Raw genomic sequence first — 14,673 nt, forward strand, 5'->3', positions numbered from 1 at the left:
CGCGCGACCGGCGACGGGGCGACGGCGAACGGGTGGCCCGGCGCACGGGGGTGCGCCATCCGGGGTGGCACCGGACGAAGATTTTCTGACGGACCGTGACCTGCGGTGATGTCCCCTCGCACGGTTTCCCGCGCGGGGTGTGCCTCACCGGTACGGACTAGCGCCGAAATGCGGGGCCGGGCAGGGCAACTGAGGGTCTATCCGGGAGACGTTTTCTCGCCGATCGACCGGGGACGGGACCCGGGGCGTCTTCCGCGGAGGATCACATGCGCAATTCACGTGCCCTGGCGGCCGCCGGCGCCGCGGTCGCCGTTCTCGGATTCGCCGCCCCGGCGGCGGTCGCGGACGCCGGCCGGGTTCCCAACCCGTCCAACATCGTCGCCCTGCCCAGCGTCATTCCCCGCGGCGGCCAGTTGACCATCACGGTCGACGGCTGCCCCAACGGCGGCACGGCGACCTCCAACGCCTTCCCCCGGACGAACCTGACGCCCATCAGCGGTGCCAACGACACCTCGAAGGGGACCGCCACCGTCGACGCCGACGCCCGTCCCGGCTCCTACGACATCACGGTGCACTGCTCCGGCCGGAGCCTGACCCGGCCGGCCGCCTTCACCGTCATCGGCGGTGTCCGCGGTGGTATCGGCGGCAGCAGCACCAGCGGGGCGACCCCGACCGACATGGCCATCGGCGGTGCCCTGGTGGCCGCCGCGGTCGCCGGCAGCGGTGTCTTCTGGATGCGACGCCGCGCCGAGAAGCGGATCTGAACCGCTGTCCCCTCCGGACCGCCGTTTCGCACGCGCTCGCACCCCACGCGCCCCGGATCCCCGTGGGATCCGGGGCGACACTCCGCCCTCCGCGGACGGCCTCAGCCCTCGATGTGCGGGAAGAGCCGCAGGAACGGGTCCGCCGACGCGGCGAGGCCCCGGCTGTAGGGGGCGTCGAAGTCCCAGATGAGGAAGAGCAGGAAGGCGATCAGCGCCGAGAACAGCCCGGCGAGGACCATCTCCCGGGCGGTGCGCCGGATCTGCAGCGCGAAGATCATCCCGATGGTGACGGCGGCCCCGGTGATCAGCCCGAACCACACCACGCCCGGCATGGTCTCCCCGGTCGACTCGGCCCGCGCGTTGCGCGCCTGATCGGCGGCGGCCACCTGGTCCACGAGCGGCTGGTAGGCCTGTGCCTCGAAGTCCGTGCGCGGCTCGTAGTCGGTGACGTCCCGGCGGACGCGGTCGAGGAGTTCACCGCCGCGTCCGGTGACCCGCCCGTCGTCGGCCATGGTCCGCCACTCGGTGGTGACGACGTGTCCGACATAGGCGTTGACATCGTCCCGGATGCGGTCGCGCACCTCGGCGGGGTAGACCCGGACCCGCTCCGAGATCTCGTGCAGCGCCACCGCCTCCGCCCGTACGTGCTCCTGGGCGGCGCTGCGGCCCTCCCAGACGCCGGCGATGGCGAGGCCCAGCACGATGGCGTACACCACACCGATCCACATCGTCATGTACTCGATGACGTCCGGGGTCTCGCTGGGATCCTCGTCGTCGGCCGCCCTGCGGTGCCGTACGAGGGTGATGACCACCACCACGACACAGGCGGCGAGCATCGCGAGAGTGAGAACAAGCCATTCCGACAAGAGGTGCCTCCAGAAGGGGTCGGGTCGGACCGGTCCGGGCCTCAGCGCGGACGCAGCGCGGCGACCGCCACCACGGCGGGCGTCGTGATCAGCAGGACGAAGGTGAGCGGCGACGTGGCGCCGCCGGAGGGCCGGCGGACCGGGGTCGCCCGGTACCGCGGGTAGTGCACGGGCGTCACGGACGGACGCGGCTTCGGCGTGGCCGACGGCGCCGGGTCCGGCGGCGCGGGACGCGGGCGGGGCGGTGAGGCGGTGGCCGGCCGGGCGGGCGACGCCGGACGGACGGACGGCGGGGCCGGAGAGGGGGTGGGCGTCGGTGTCGGCGTGGACGTTTGGCTCGGTGTCGGCGTCGGCGTCGGTGTGGGCGTGGGCGTCGGTGTGGGCGTGGGCGTGGGCGTCGGTGTGGGGGACGGGGACGGGGACGGGGAGCAGAACGGGGGGTCCGTCCAGGTGAGGTGGCCCGCGACCGCCACCGCCTCCGTGCCGTCCGGCCCCGCCGAGACGTACGCGCAGGCGTCGGCCACGGCCGTGCCGGGTGCGCCGACGAGCGCCCAGACCAGTGCCGTCACGGCCAACGCGCGTGAGACAACGCGGGATTGGGTGGGTACGAGTGCGTGCACGACGATGATCATGAGCCGTGAAACGCCGGGCCGCGCCCGGGATCCCGGTGATTGCCCCGAAGGAGTTAACAAAAGAAGTCCGGCCCACCGTTGAACACGACCCGTGCCCTCGTGCGTACCCATCGTCGAGCGGCGGCACAGCAGGGCGCTGCACGACCCTTGCGATGATGTGGAGTTGACGATGAAGACCTCCTGGCGGACCGCCTCACTGGTGGCGAGCGCCGCGGCGGTGCTGGCCCTGACCACGGCGTGCGGTCAGGACACCGCGCCGCCCGCCGCCAGCCAGAACGTGGGTGCCACGGCCGGGGCCGGGGACGTCGGAGACATCGGCGCGGGCCGGGCGGGCGCGGGCGCCCGGGCGGCGGCGGGCCCCTCCGACACGGCGGGCGAGCTGAGCGTCTCCACCGACGCCGAACTGGGCAAGGTGGTGACCGACAGCCTCGGTCTGACCCTGTACCGCTTCGACCAGGACACCGCCGAGCCGCCGGCCTCCAACTGCGAGGACGACTGCGCCAAGACCTGGCCGCCGGTGCCCGCCGACGACGCCACGGCCGGCGAGGGCATCGACGAGGCACTGCTCGGATCGGTCGACCGGGCCGACGGCACCAAGCAGCTCACCGTCGCCGGCTGGCCTGCCTACCGCTACGTCAAGGACGTCAACGCCGGCGACGTCAAGGGCCAGGGCGTGGGCGGCAAGTGGTTCGCGCTGAACCCCCAGGGCAAGAAGGCGCAGGCGGCCGACCGCCCCGGACTGTCCACCCGTGAGGACCCGAAGCTGGGCGAGATCGTCGTCGACGGGAACGGCATGACCGTCTACCGCTTCATGAAGGACGAGGCCTGGCCGAAGCCCGTGTCGGCCTGCACCGGCGCCTGCCTGGAGAAGTGGCCGGTGGTGTCGCCGGTCGACTTCGACGACACCAAGGGCATCCGGAAGAAGGGCTACATGACCTTCACCCGCCCGGACGGCGCCGAGCAGCAGACGATCAACTGCTGGCCCCTCTACACCTTCGCCGGCGACAAGGCCCCCGGCGACACCAACGGCCAGGGCGTGGGCGGCACCTGGTACGCCGTACGGCCGGACGGAAAGCCGGTCGGCGCGTCGGAGAGGTAGCGGCCCTCCCGGGCGTCGTCCGCCCCGGACGCCGCCGATTCCGTGTCCGCCCCTCCGCAGCGTGCGGAGGGGCGGACCGCTGTGCCGTGACTCACCGGCACCCGTGGAATGACCGGCGCCCTTCTCCGCGTACTTCCCGGTGTGCCGGAATTCTCCGGAATACCGCGGACGCAGGTCGTCACGCTCTCCCGGGGAGCCGAGGAGGCACGTGCCGCTGGCAGTGACCGGGAACGGATGGTCAATTTCCGTTTGGGGTCGCTCCTTTGGCGGGCGATCAGTAGCCTCTGCTCGAACACCGGATCGCCTACGCCTTGGAGCGATACATGGACCGTCCCGCCTGGGCCCCGCGGAGCATCGACATCTCGGTACCCAGCGTCTCCCGGATGTACGACTACTACCTGGGCGGTTCGCACAACTTCGAGGTCGACCGGGAAGCGGCCCGCCGGGCCATGGAGTTCATGCCGGGGCTGCCGAAGATCATGCAGGCGAACCGGGCCTTCATGCGGCGGGCGGTGCGTTTCGCGGCCGGTGAGGGCATCACCCAGTTCCTGGACATCGGCTCCGGCATACCGACGTTCGGCAACGTCCACGAGGTGGCGCAGGCGGCCCTGCCGGACGCCCGCGTGATGTACGTCGATCACGACCCGGTGGCCGTGGCCCACAGCCAGGCCGTGCTGGAGGGCAACGACGGGGCGGGCGTCGTCGCGGCGGACCTCCGCAAGCCGCGGGAGATCCTCGACAGTCCCGAGGTGCTCCGGCTGATCGACCTGAATCGGCCAGTGGCGCTGCTCCTCGTTGCCATACTGCACTTCGTGGAAGACGCGGACGACCCGTACGCGGCGGTGGCCGAACTGCGCCAGGCGCTCGCGCCCGGCAGCATGCTCGTGCTCACCCACGCCTCGTACGAGGGAATCCCGCTGCCGCGGGAGCGGGCCGGGGGTGCGGTGGACGTGTACCAGGACATCCGCAACCCGCTGATCATGCGCACGCGCGAGGAGATCGCGCGGTTCTTCGAGGGGTACGACATGGTGGAACCCGGACTGGTGCCGATGCCGCAGTGGCGGCCGGACACCGCACCGGAGGACGAGGATCCCTACGCGTTCTCCGGTTTCGCGGGCGTGGGGCGTACGGCGTGAGCGCGGAGCCGGACGGGCCGGAGGACAGACTGCGCCGGTTCGCGACGATCTGGAGCCGGGCGGTCTTCCCGGTGACCTCGACGTCGGCGACCCGCCCGGAGTTCGAGGAGCGGCTGCTGCCGCTGGCCCGGCTGCTGAGCGAGGCGCTGCGGGCCCGGTCGTTCGACCCGGACGCGGGCCGGACGGCCGGCGCCGCGCTGGTGGAGGCGCACTGCACCGACCCGGAGGCGCTCAGCCGGACCCTGGACTGCGTGGACGCCTATCTCGTCCTGTACTGCGGCGGGGACGGCGACCGGGAGGACCTGCGGGCGCGCTCCGGCAGGCTGCAGCACGCCATGGCCGCCGGGTTCGCGCAGGCGCTGCGCGAGCGGACGCTGGCCGAGCAGGAGGCCGTGGCGCGGGCCGCGCTGGAGGCCCAGGGCGCGGTGGCGCAGGCGCTGCACGCCACCGAGGCCCGGTTCCGGGCGGTGTTCGAGGGCGCGGCCATAGGGATCGGCATCGCCGATCTGGAAGGCAACGTCCTGCAGGTCAACGGCGCGCTGCGGCGCATGTTCGGCCTGTCCGAGCAGGGACTGCGCGTCCGCAACGTCAGGGACTGGGTCCACCCCGACGACGCCCCGCAGACCTGGCGGCTCTACGAGGAGCTGGTGAGCGGCGAGCGCGAGCACTACCACCTGGAAAAGGCGTTCTACCGCCCTGACGGAACGGTCCTGTGGACCAATCTGACGGTGTCCCTGCTGCGCGACGCCGACGGCGACCCGCAGTACCAGCTCGCCCTCATGGAGGACACCACCGAGCGGCGGCTGCTCAACCTCCGGCTGCGCTACGAGGCCACCCACGACGCGCTCACCGGGCTGCCCAACCGGGCGTTCTTCTTCGAACGCCTGGAGAAGGCGCTCGGCGCCGGCGAGGGCCAGCGGTTCGGGCTGTGCTACCTCGACCTGGACGGCTTCAAGACCGTCAACGACAGCCTCGGGCACGCGGCCGGCGACCGGCTGCTCGTCGAGGTCGCCGACCGGCTGCAGGCCTGCGCCACCGCGTCCGGCGAGATGGTGGCGCGGCTCGGCGGCGACGAGTTCGTGGCGCTGACCACCGGTCCCGACACCGAGCGCACCGTCGACGAGCTGGCCGCCCGGATCATGAACGCGCTGCTCGCCCCGATCGGTGTGGACGGCCGGGAGCTGACCGTGCGCGGCAGCATCGGCATCGTGGAGGGACCGGCCGGGGAGCGCAGTGCGGCGGAGGTGCTGCGCAGCGCCGACATCACCATGTACCGGGCCAAGTCGGCGGGCGGCAACCGGTTCGAGCTCGCCGACCCGGAGGCCGACGCCCGCGCCATCACCCGGCACGGGCTCACCACGGCGCTGCCGACGGCCCTGGACCGGGGCGAGTTCTTCATCGAGTACCAGCCGCTGGTGCACCTCGGCGACGGCAGCGTCCGGGGCGCGGAGGCGCTGGTGCGCTGGCTGCACCCGCAGCACGGGGTGCTGTCCCCGGACCGGTTCATCCCGCTCGCCGAGCACACGGGGCTGATCGTTCCGCTGGGCCGCTGGGTGCTGGAGCAGTCGGTGCGGCAGGCCCGTGAGTGGCGGGACCGGCACGGCGGTGAGGCGCTCGGGCCACTGCGCATCAACGTGAACCTGTCGCCCTGCCAGCTCACGCATCCCGGGCTGGTCCAGGACACGGTGGAGATCCTGGAGCGCACGGGTGTGGAGCCGGACGCCCTGTGCCTGGAGGTGACGGAGTCGGCGCTGATCGGCGCGGACGACGATCTGCTGAAGCCGCTGCGCCGGCTGGCGGAGATGGGCATCGACATCGCGCTGGACGACTTCGGCACCGGCTACTCCAACCTGGCCAACCTGCGCCGGCTCCCGGTGAGCGTCCTGAAGCTGGACCGCTCCTTCACCCAGAGCATGCAGCGGTTCCCGGCCGACCCCGTCGACCTGAAGATCGTCGAGGGGATCGTCTCCCTGGCGCACAGCCTCGACCTGGCGGTGACGGTGGAGGGCGTGGAGACGGGGGCCCAGGCCGAACAGCTCCGCGTCCTCGGCTGCGACACGGCCCAGGGCTGGTACTACGCCCGCCCGGGCCCGCCGGACCGCCTCCACGACCTGGCCCTGGTCGACGCGACGGGCTAGGACCTCTCGTTTGGATCAGGTCGGCCGCGACCGATGGTGCGTCGTGGCCGACCCGAGCGGGGTTTGGTGCGTGCAGATGCAAGGCGGAGGAGGGCGCCAACGCGGAGCGTTGGCAACTGACGACAACGCGGCAGATGCGCGTGCCAAGCCCCGCGACGCCGACATGATCCAAACGAGAGGCCCTAGCCGCCCAGTGGCTCGGGGCGTGGCTGACCGCGCTGCTCCCCGGGCCCCGGGGAGGCCGCTCCCCGGACGCGGCGAGGACGGCGGGGCACGGCCCGACGGCCAGGGTCTCGCCGTCGAGGCCGGTGCGGTCGAAGGGCGCGTGGAGCAGGACCGCACCCGCCTCGCCGGAGCGCAGCAGCCGCGCCCGCTCCGGCCGGCCGCACAGCCGGCCGGCGACGGGCACGGATCCGGGCCCGGGCCCGTCCCCGGGGGAGCACCCGCACCGCGCGTGCGAGCCCCGTGCCGTGCCCACCACCTGAACCGGTGCGGTGCCCGGGCGCGGGCCGTTCACCGCTCCAGCAGCATCCGCTGCAGCTCGCGGGCCGCGCGGGGCGGGGCCACGTCGCTGCGGTGGGCCAGGGCGATGGTGCGGTCCAGGCCCGGACGGGTCAGCGGGGTGACGCGCAGCCCGTGGCCGGAGCGGGCGGCCACCATCCGCGGCACCACGGCCACCCCGAGTCCCGCCCGCACGAAGCCCAGCACCGCGTCCATCTCCCCGCCCTCCACCGCGAACTCCGGCTCGAAGCCCTCCGCCCGGCACGCCGCCACGGTCAGGTCGCGCAGGTCGTAGCCGTGCCGGAACATCACCAGGCGTTCGCCCTCCAGATCGGCGACGCGCACGGTGCGCCGGCCCCCTCCCGGCCCCGGGGCGTCCGGTGACGACACCACCACCAGGTCCTCGCGCAGCAGCTCCACCGTGGTGAGCGCGGGGGAGGGGGTCGGCAGCGGCAGCACCACCAGGGCGAGGTCGAGGGCGCCCCGGGCCAGCTCCCGCACCAGGTCGTGCGAGCCGCCCTCCTCGACCAGCAGCCGGACGCCCGGATAGCGGTCGTGGAAGGCACGCAGCACGTCCGGCAGCAGTCCGGTGCACAGGCTCGGCGTCGCCCCCAGCCGCACCCGCCCGCTGCGCAGCTGCGCCACCTCCTGCACCTCGTGCCGCGCGGTGTCCGTGTCGGCCAGGATCCGCCGGGCCAGCGGCAGCAGCGCCTCGCCCGCGTCGGTCAGCGTGATGTTCCCGCGCGCCCGCCGGAACAGGTCCGCCCCCAGCTCCCGCTCCAGCGCCTTGATCTGCTGGGACAGCGACGGCTGTGCGACGTGGACCAGCTCCGCGGCCCGGGTGAAGTGCCGGGCCTCGGCGACGGCCACGAAGTACTGGAGCTGCTGGAACTGCATGACCCCCAGCATAGGCTCCGGCTATCAAAACGAGCTGGACCATGTCTTGGACCGATGGGTCCTTCCGGCCCTAGCGTCTGGTGGCATGGCTCTGGCAACGCGGACGGACCGACGGCCGTCCATGGCACGCACCGTGTGGGACTCGACCGTCGGCAAGAAGACAGTGATGGCGGTCAGCGGCCTCGTCATGCTGCTCTACCTGGTCGCCCACATGATCGGGAACCTGAAGATCTTCTTCGGGGCGGGCGAGTTCAACCACTACGCCCACTGGCTGCGCACCGTCGGCGAACCGTTCATGCACTACGAGTGGACGTTGTGGATCGTCCGCGTCGTCCTCGTCGTCGCCGTCCTCGCCCACGCCGTCTCCGCCTACCAGCTCAGCCGCCGCGACATCAAGGCGCGCCCCAGCAAGTACGTGCACAAGAAGCCGCGGGCGAGCTACGCCACGCGCACCATGCGCTGGGGCGGCGTCATCCTCGCCCTGTTCATCGTCTGGCACCTGCTCGACCTGACCACCGGCACCGTGCACTCCGGCGGCTTCGAGACCGGCAAGCCCTACCAGAACGTCGTGGACACCTTCTCCACCTGGTACGGCAACGTCATCTACATCGTGGCGATGCTCGCCGTCGGCCTGCACATCCGGCACGGCTTCTGGAGCGCCGCCCAGACCCTCGGCGTCGGCAGCCGCACCCGCGACCGCGCCCTCAAGACCACCGCCCATGCCCTCGCGCTGCTGCTCACGGCCGGCTTCGTCGCCGTCCCCGTGGGCGTCATGACCGGAGTGGTGAGCTGACCATGACTTCCTACACCGCGTACACGACCGGCGAGCCGGTCGCCGACACCAAGGCCCCCGCCGGACCGGTCCACGAACGCTGGGACAAGCGCCGCTTCGAGGCCAAGCTGGTCAACCCCGCCAACCGGCGCGGCAAGACCGTCATCGTCGTCGGCACCGGCCTCGCGGGCGGCTCCGCCGGTGCCACGCTCGCCGAACAGGGCTACCGCGTCGTCCAGTTCTGCTACCAGGACTCCCCGCGCCGTGCCCACTCCATCGCCGCGCAGGGCGGCATCAACGCGGCGAAGAACTACCGCAACGACGGCGACTCGGTCCACCGCCTGTTCTACGACACCGTCAAGGGCGGCGACTTCCGCTCCCGCGAGTCCAACGTCCACCGCCTCGCGCAGATCTCCGTGGAGATCATCGACCAGTGCGTGGCCCAGGGCGTGCCCTTCGCCCGCGAGTACGGCGGACTGCTCGACACCCGCTCCTTCGGCGGCGTCCAGGTATCCCGCACCTTCTACGCCCGCGGTCAGACGGGCCAGCAGCTGCTCCTCGGTGCCTACCAGGCGCTCAGCCGGCAGATCGCGGCCGGCAACGTCGAGATGCACCCGCGCACCGAGATGCTCGACCTGATCGTCGTCGGCGGCCGGGCCCGCGGCATCGTCGCCCGGGACCTGGTCACCGGGAAGATCGACACGTACTTCGCGGACGCCGTCGTCCTCGCCAGCGGCGGCTACGGCAACGTCTTCTACCTGTCGACGAACGCCATGAACTCCAACGCCACGGCGATCTGGCGCGCGCACCGGCGCGGCGCCCACTTCGCCAACCCCTGCTTCACACAGATCCACCCGACCTGCATCCCGCGCACCGGCGACCACCAGTCCAAGCTGACGCTGATGAGCGAGTCGCTGCGCAACGACGGCCGGATCTGGGTGCCCAAGGCCAAGGGCGACGACCGTCCGCCGAGCAAGATTCCCGAGGAGGAGCGCGACTACTACCTGGAGCGCATCTACCCGTCCTTCGGCAACCTGGTGCCCCGCGACATCGCCTCCCGCGCCGCGAAGAACGTCTGCGACGAGGGCAGGGGGGTGGGCCCCGGCGGCCAGGGCGTCTACCTGGACTTCGCCGACGCCATCAAGCGGATGGGCCGCACGGCCGTCGAGGCCAAGTACGGCAACCTCTTCGACATGTACCAGCGGATCACCGACGAGGACCCGTACCGGGTGCCGATGCGGATCTACCCCGCCGTGCACTACACCATGGGCGGACTGTGGGTCGACTACGACCTCCAGACCACCGTTCCGGGCCTGTTCGCGATCGGCGAGGCCAACTTCTCCGACCACGGCGCCAACCGCCTCGGCGCCTCCGCGCTGATGCAGGGCCTGGCCGACGGCTACTTCGTGCTCCCGGCCACCGTCAACGACTACCTGGCCCGCACCCCGCACCAGGACGGGATCACCGACGACCACCCCGTGGTGCGGGAGGTGCTGGCCGAGACCGAGGACCGGCTCGGCCGGCTGCTGTCCGTCGACGGCGACCGCACCCCCGACTCCTTCCACCGCGAACTCGGCGAACTCATGTGGGAGTTCTGCGGCATGGCCCGTACCGACTCCGGGCTGCGCAAGGCCCTGGAGCGCATCCCGCAGATCCGCGAGGAGTTCTGGCGCCGCATCAGGGTCCCCGGCACCGGCGAGGAGTTCAACCAGTCGCTGGAGAAGGCCAACCGCATCGTCGACTACCTGGAGCTCGCCGAGCTGATGTGTCTCGACGCGTTGCACCGCTCCGAGTCCTGCGGCGGCCACTTCCGCGAGGAGTCCCAGACCCCGGACGGCGAGGCCGCCCGCAAGGACGACGACTTCTCCTACGCCGCCGCCTGGGAGTTCACCGGCACCGGCGAGGCTCCCGTCCTGCACAAGGAAGACCTGGTCTTCGAGTACGTCCACCCCACCCAGCGGAGCTACGCATGAGGCTCACCCTGCGCGTCTGGCGGCAGAAGAACGCCGACGCCGACGGCGCCATGTCCACGTACGAGGTGGACGGCATCTCACCCGACATGTCCTTCCTGGAGATGCTCGACACCCTCAACGAGGAACTCATCCTCAAGGGCGAGGACCCGGTCGCCTTCGACCACGACTGCCGCGAGGGCATCTGCGGCGCCTGCTCGCTGGTCATCAACGGCGACGCCCACGGGCCCGAGCGCACCACCACCTGCCAGCTGCACATGCGGTCCTTCGAGGACGGCGACACCATCGACGTCGAACCGTGGCGGGCCGCCGCCTTCCCGGTGGTGAAGGACCTGGTGGTCGACCGTTCCGCCTTCGACCGGATCATCCAGGCCGGCGGTTACGTCACCGCCCCCACCGGCTCCGCGCCCGAGGCCCACGCCACCCCCGTGCCGAAGCCCGACGCCGACTTCGCCTTCGAGCACGCCGAGTGCATCGGCTGCGGCGCCTGCGTCGCGGCCTGTCCCAACGGCGCGGCGATGCTGTTCACCTCGGCGAAGATCAACCACCTGAACGTGCTGCCGCAGGGCGCGCCCGAGCGCGAGACCCGGGTGCTGGACATGGTGGCGCAGATGGACGAGGAGGGGTTCGGCGGGTGCACCCTCGCGGGGGAGTGCGCGACAGCGTGCCCCAAGGGCATCCCGCTCGCTTCCATCACGGGGATGAACAAGGAGTGGCTGAGGGCGACGCGGAAGGCCCCCAAGCGGTAGCCGCCGTCGCACGGACGGCCGTCGACGGACCGCGGGCAGCCGGTGGCCGGGGCGCGCCGCCCACGCGGCGGAGCCGCACGACGCCACACCCGCGCCCCTTGCGGGGCGCTCCACCGAACGTTCGCCGAAGGTGCGGACGGACGGGGCCGGGAGAGGTGCTCCTTCCGGCCCCGTCTCGCTCTCCGCCCCCGGCATTCGGCATCTCCACGTCCGCGCTCCCGGTCCCGGTCGCGCACACGCCGGCCCGGACCGGGAGAACAGGAGCGGGTGCGGCCGGAGGCGGTGGTGGGGCACCAGGACGGTCACCGCGAGTGAGCACTGTGGAAAATTAAGCGCCTTTTGTCGCTTTCGTGCCGTTTTTTGCGGAGGATCCGGGAGAACCAGTGAGAGGCGACCTTCGAAAGGAGGGTGATGGAAGATGATCACCCGCGAAGAGATCTCGAAGCTGCTGGATCACCCCGTCTACGACGGGGACGGGAACAAGGTGGGTGACGCGAAGCACGTCTTCCTCGACGACGCCAGCGGACGCCCCGAGTGGGTGACCGTCAAAACGGGCATGTTCGGCTCCAGCGAGTCGTTCGTCCCCATCCGCGACGCCGCCCTGGTGAAGGACCACCTCGAGGTTCCCTATCGCAAGGACAAGATCAAGGGTGCGCCCAACGTCGACATCGACGCGGGCGGCCACCTGTCGGTGGAAGAGGAAGACCGTCTGTACGACTACTACGGCATCGACTGGGACTCCGTGCTGACCGAACCCGGCGAACGCCGGTCCCCCGGCATGGGTACAGCCGGCACGGCCGGTACGGGCACGGCGGGAGCCGCCGGTACGGCGGGTGCGGCCGGTACGGCGGGTGCGGCCGGAACCGCGGGCACCGCGGGCCACCGGAGCGAGGCGCGGACCCGGGGGCACGGCGACGACGCCATGACCCGCTCCGAGGAGCACATGCGGGTCGGCGTCGAGCGGCACGAGGCCGGACGGGCCAGGCTGCGCAAGTACGTGGTCACGGAGGAGGTCCAGCAGACCGTGCCGGTGCGCCACGAGGAGGTCCGCGTGGAGCGCGAGCCGATCACGGACGCCAACCGTGACGAGGCCATGTCGGGTCCGGCCTTCAAGGAGGACGAGCACGACGTCACGCTGTACGAGGAGCGCCCGGTCGTGGAGACCGAGGCGGTGCCGGTCGAGCGGGTCCGGATGACCACGGAGGAGAAGACCGACGAGGAGACCGTCCGCGGCCAGGTCCGCAAGGAGCGCATCGAGGCCGAGACGGAGCTGGACGAGGAGTCCGGCCGCCGCGGCCGCGACGTCCCCAGGAAGGGACGTGAGTAGCGCCACCGCCCTACGGCGCGCCGGCACGACGTCACCGGCGCGCCGTGGTGCTGCCACCGCGACGCGCCGGACCGGCTCGCCGCCCGGGGGCCGTCCGAGGGCGAGGCGCGCCTGAGCGGCGGCCCGGCCCCCTGCCGGCTCAGTCCGCCTCCTCCAGCCGGAAGCCGACCTTCAGCCCCACCTGCCAGTGCGCCACCTGCCCGTCCTCGATCTGGCCGCGCACCTGGGTCACCTCGAACCAGTCCAGATTGCGCAGCGTCCGCGAGGCGCGCTCGATGCCGTTGCGTACGGCCGGGCCGACGCCGTCGGGTGAGGTGCCGACGATCTCCGTGACCCGGTAGGTGTGGTTCGACATGCACGTGCTCCTCTCGTCCCGGTCCACCGTGCCCCATGACGCGGCGGACCGCGAGGCGTCGGCGCCGTTCGCCTGACACCCTTGACCTACGCATTGGTCCATACCAAGATGCTGGGCACCCGCCCGAGCCCCGCTCGTCCCCCCACGCCGGGCCCCGCCCTGTCCGTCAGACAGAAACAGGACCCCTCGTGAGACGCCGTCTGCTCGCCCTCGTCTGTGTGTCGGCCTCCCTGCTCAGCGGCTGCGGCCTGATGCCGGGCGACGTCGAAAGGAGCACGGTCACCGTGTGGCTGATGCGGCACAGCGCCTCGCAGGAGTACCTGGGCCGCTTCACCGAGGAGTTCGAACGCGAGCACCCCGGGCTCGACCTCGACATCCGCGTCCAGGAGTGGACCGGCATCGGTGAGAAGGTGGGGAAGGCGCTGGAGACGGACGAGGAGGACGGCCCCGACGTCATCGAGGTCGGCAACACCCAGGTCGCCACCTACGCGGAGGGCGACGGACTGCTCGACCTCACCCTGGAGTCCATGCGCGACTGGGGCCGCGACGACTGGCTGCCGGGCCTCGCCGAACCCGGCCGGTGGGGCTCCCAGCAGTACGGCGTCCCCTGGTACGCGGCCAACCGCGTCGTCATCTACCGCAAGGACCTCTTCCGCAGGGCCGGCGTCACCGCCCCGCCGAAGACCCGCGACGAGTGGCTCACCCTCACCGAGAAGCTCGACACCGGCGGCAACCAGGGCGTCTACCTCGCCGGGCAGGACTGGTACACGCTCGCCGGCTTCATCTGGGAGGAGGGCGGCGACCTCGCCAAGGAACGGAACGGCGTCTGGCGCGGCACGCTGGACAGCCCGGCGGCGCTGCGCGGCATGGACTTCTACCGCAGGCTCCAGGCGCTCGGCGACGGGCCGGTCGACGCCGACGAGGAACACCCGCCGCAGGCGGACGTGTTCGCGAAGGGCGAGGTCGCGCAGATCGTGGCCGTGCCGGGGCTGGCGCGTGCCATCGTCAAGCAGAACCCGCGCCTGGAGGGCGAGCTGGGCTACTTCCCCGTTCCCGGCAGGGTCGCCGGCAGGCCCGGAGCCGTCTTCACCGGCGGCTCCGACCTCGTGATCCCGGTCAAGACCGACAACCGGGAGGGCGCCGTCGAGGTCGTCGCCGCGCTCACCGGCGCCCGGTGGAACACCGAACTGGCCCGCACGATGAACTACGTCCCCAACAAGGCCGAACTCGCCGGGGCGGTGGCGGAGGAGGAGGGGGTCGCGGCCATGGCGGCCGGAGCCGCACGGGGCCGGGCGACCCCCGGCACACCCCAGTGGGCGGCGGTCGAGGCGGACAACCCGATCAAGGAGTACATGACCGAGGTGCTCACCGGGGCCGACCCGGCCACCGGGGCCGGCCGCGCCTCCCGCCGCATCACCGAAGCCCTGGCCTTCGACTGAGGGGTGTGGCGGGAGGACGTGACCACGG

13 protein-coding genes are annotated in these 14,673 nt (G+C 72.0%); 9 read left to right on the forward strand and 4 right to left on the reverse strand.

The window, feature by feature from the left end; translation table 11 throughout:
* The first annotated feature begins 266 nt into the window (after positions 1-266).
* Complete coding sequence (locus ABTY20_RS13185; RefSeq protein WP_351997079.1) at positions 267-764, forward strand: hypothetical protein; 498 nt, start codon at positions 267-269, stop codon at positions 762-764.
* A gap of 101 nt (positions 765-865) precedes the next feature.
* Here the strand turns inward: ABTY20_RS13185 and ABTY20_RS13190 are convergent, their stop codons facing one another.
* Both ABTY20_RS13190 and ABTY20_RS13195 read right to left on the reverse strand, forming a co-directional pair.
* A complete protein-coding gene (locus tag ABTY20_RS13190; RefSeq protein ID WP_351997112.1) occupies positions 866-1,600 on the reverse strand; it encodes a bestrophin-like domain in 735 nt (244 codons plus the stop codon).
* 71 nt (positions 1,601-1,671) lie between these two features.
* Entirely contained in the window at positions 1,672-1,800 is a 129-nt protein-coding gene (locus ABTY20_RS13195) for a hypothetical protein (RefSeq protein ID WP_351997080.1), read from the reverse strand.
* 631 nt (positions 1,801-2,431) lie between these two features.
* On the opposite strand from ABTY20_RS13195, the gene ABTY20_RS13200 reads away from it, so the two are divergent.
* The 3 genes from ABTY20_RS13200 to ABTY20_RS13210 all read left to right on the forward strand — a co-directional run bounded on the left by ABTY20_RS13200 (position 2,432) and on the right by ABTY20_RS13210 (position 6,635).
* The gene (locus tag ABTY20_RS13200) at positions 2,432-3,361 is read left to right on the forward strand and encodes an SCO0930 family lipoprotein (RefSeq protein ID WP_351997113.1); all 930 of its coding nucleotides are present in this window, start codon (positions 2,432-2,434) and stop codon (positions 3,359-3,361) included.
* A gap of 323 nt (positions 3,362-3,684) precedes the next feature.
* Positions 3,685-4,497 (forward strand): SAM-dependent methyltransferase, encoded by an 813-nt coding sequence (locus tag ABTY20_RS13205; RefSeq protein ID WP_351997081.1) that lies wholly within the window; start codon positions 3,685-3,687, stop codon positions 4,495-4,497.
* On the forward strand, positions 4,494-6,635 hold the full coding sequence (locus ABTY20_RS13210; protein ID WP_351997082.1) for a putative bifunctional diguanylate cyclase/phosphodiesterase: 2,142 nt from the start codon (positions 4,494-4,496) through the stop codon (positions 6,633-6,635). Before ABTY20_RS13205 ends, ABTY20_RS13210 begins: the two co-directional genes overlap by 4 nt.
* Before the next feature lie 513 nt (positions 6,636-7,148).
* On the opposite strand, the gene ABTY20_RS13215 is transcribed toward ABTY20_RS13210, so the two are convergent.
* Positions 7,149-8,033, reverse strand: coding sequence for a LysR family transcriptional regulator (locus ABTY20_RS13215; protein WP_351997083.1), 885 nt, complete (start codon positions 8,031-8,033; stop codon positions 7,149-7,151).
* Between the two features lie 121 nt (positions 8,034-8,154).
* On the opposite strand from ABTY20_RS13215, the gene ABTY20_RS13220 reads away from it, so the two are divergent.
* The 4 genes from ABTY20_RS13220 (at position 8,155) to ABTY20_RS13235 (ending at position 12,851) form a co-directional block, all read left to right on the forward strand.
* Entirely contained in the window at positions 8,155-8,826 is a 672-nt protein-coding gene (locus ABTY20_RS13220) for a succinate dehydrogenase (protein WP_351997084.1), read from the forward strand.
* Positions 8,827-8,828: 2 nt separating this feature from the next.
* The gene (locus tag ABTY20_RS13225; protein WP_351997085.1) at positions 8,829-10,778 is read left to right on the forward strand and encodes a fumarate reductase/succinate dehydrogenase flavoprotein subunit; all 1,950 of its coding nucleotides are present in this window, start codon (positions 8,829-8,831) and stop codon (positions 10,776-10,778) included.
* Positions 10,775-11,524: a succinate dehydrogenase/fumarate reductase iron-sulfur subunit gene (locus ABTY20_RS13230; RefSeq protein ID WP_351997086.1), complete on the forward strand. Its 750-nt coding sequence runs from the start codon at positions 10,775-10,777 to the stop codon at positions 11,522-11,524. Before ABTY20_RS13225 ends, ABTY20_RS13230 begins: the two co-directional genes overlap by 4 nt.
* Before the next feature lie 418 nt (positions 11,525-11,942).
* Positions 11,943-12,851 (forward strand): DUF2382 domain-containing protein, encoded by a 909-nt coding sequence (locus tag ABTY20_RS13235; RefSeq protein WP_351997087.1) that lies wholly within the window; start codon positions 11,943-11,945, stop codon positions 12,849-12,851.
* Between the two features lie 139 nt (positions 12,852-12,990).
* On the opposite strand, the gene ABTY20_RS13240 is transcribed toward ABTY20_RS13235, so the two are convergent.
* A complete protein-coding gene (locus ABTY20_RS13240) occupies positions 12,991-13,206 on the reverse strand; it encodes a dodecin (protein WP_351997088.1) in 216 nt (71 codons plus the stop codon).
* Positions 13,207-13,394: 188 nt separating this feature from the next.
* Between ABTY20_RS13240 and ABTY20_RS13245 the strand changes: the two genes are divergently transcribed.
* Complete coding sequence (locus ABTY20_RS13245) at positions 13,395-14,645, forward strand: extracellular solute-binding protein (RefSeq protein ID WP_351997089.1); 1,251 nt, start codon at positions 13,395-13,397, stop codon at positions 14,643-14,645.
* The last annotated feature ends 28 nt before the right edge of the window (positions 14,646-14,673 follow it).

The organism is Streptomyces sp. NPDC126497, assembly GCF_040302425.1.
Lineage (GTDB): Bacteria > Actinomycetota > Actinomycetes > Streptomycetales > Streptomycetaceae > Streptomyces.

Bases quoted from the DNA above. Each gene is read 5' to 3' on its own strand.
- ABTY20_RS13185 (WP_351997079.1), top strand. From the start codon at position 267: ATGCGCAATTCACGTGCCCTGGCGGCCGCCGGCGCCGCGGTCGCCGTT.
- ABTY20_RS13190 (WP_351997112.1), bottom strand. From the start codon at position 1,600: ATGCTCGCCGCCTGTGTCGTGGTGGTGGTCATCACCCTCGTACGGCAC.
- ABTY20_RS13200 (WP_351997113.1), top strand. From the start codon at position 2,432: ATGAAGACCTCCTGGCGGACCGCCTCACTGGTGGCGAGCGCCGCGGCG.
- ABTY20_RS13205 (WP_351997081.1), top strand. From the start codon at position 3,685: ATGGACCGTCCCGCCTGGGCCCCGCGGAGCATCGACATCTCGGTACCC.
- ABTY20_RS13215 (WP_351997083.1), bottom strand. From the start codon at position 8,033: ATGCAGTTCCAGCAGCTCCAGTACTTCGTGGCCGTCGCCGAGGCCCGG.
- ABTY20_RS13220 (WP_351997084.1), top strand. From the start codon at position 8,155: ATGGCACGCACCGTGTGGGACTCGACCGTCGGCAAGAAGACAGTGATG.
- ABTY20_RS13225 (WP_351997085.1), top strand. From the start codon at position 8,829: ATGACTTCCTACACCGCGTACACGACCGGCGAGCCGGTCGCCGACACC.
- ABTY20_RS13230 (WP_351997086.1), top strand. From the start codon at position 10,775: ATGAGGCTCACCCTGCGCGTCTGGCGGCAGAAGAACGCCGACGCCGAC.
- ABTY20_RS13235 (WP_351997087.1), top strand. From the start codon at position 11,943: ATGATCACCCGCGAAGAGATCTCGAAGCTGCTGGATCACCCCGTCTAC.
- ABTY20_RS13240 (WP_351997088.1), bottom strand. From the start codon at position 13,206: ATGTCGAACCACACCTACCGGGTCACGGAGATCGTCGGCACCTCACCC.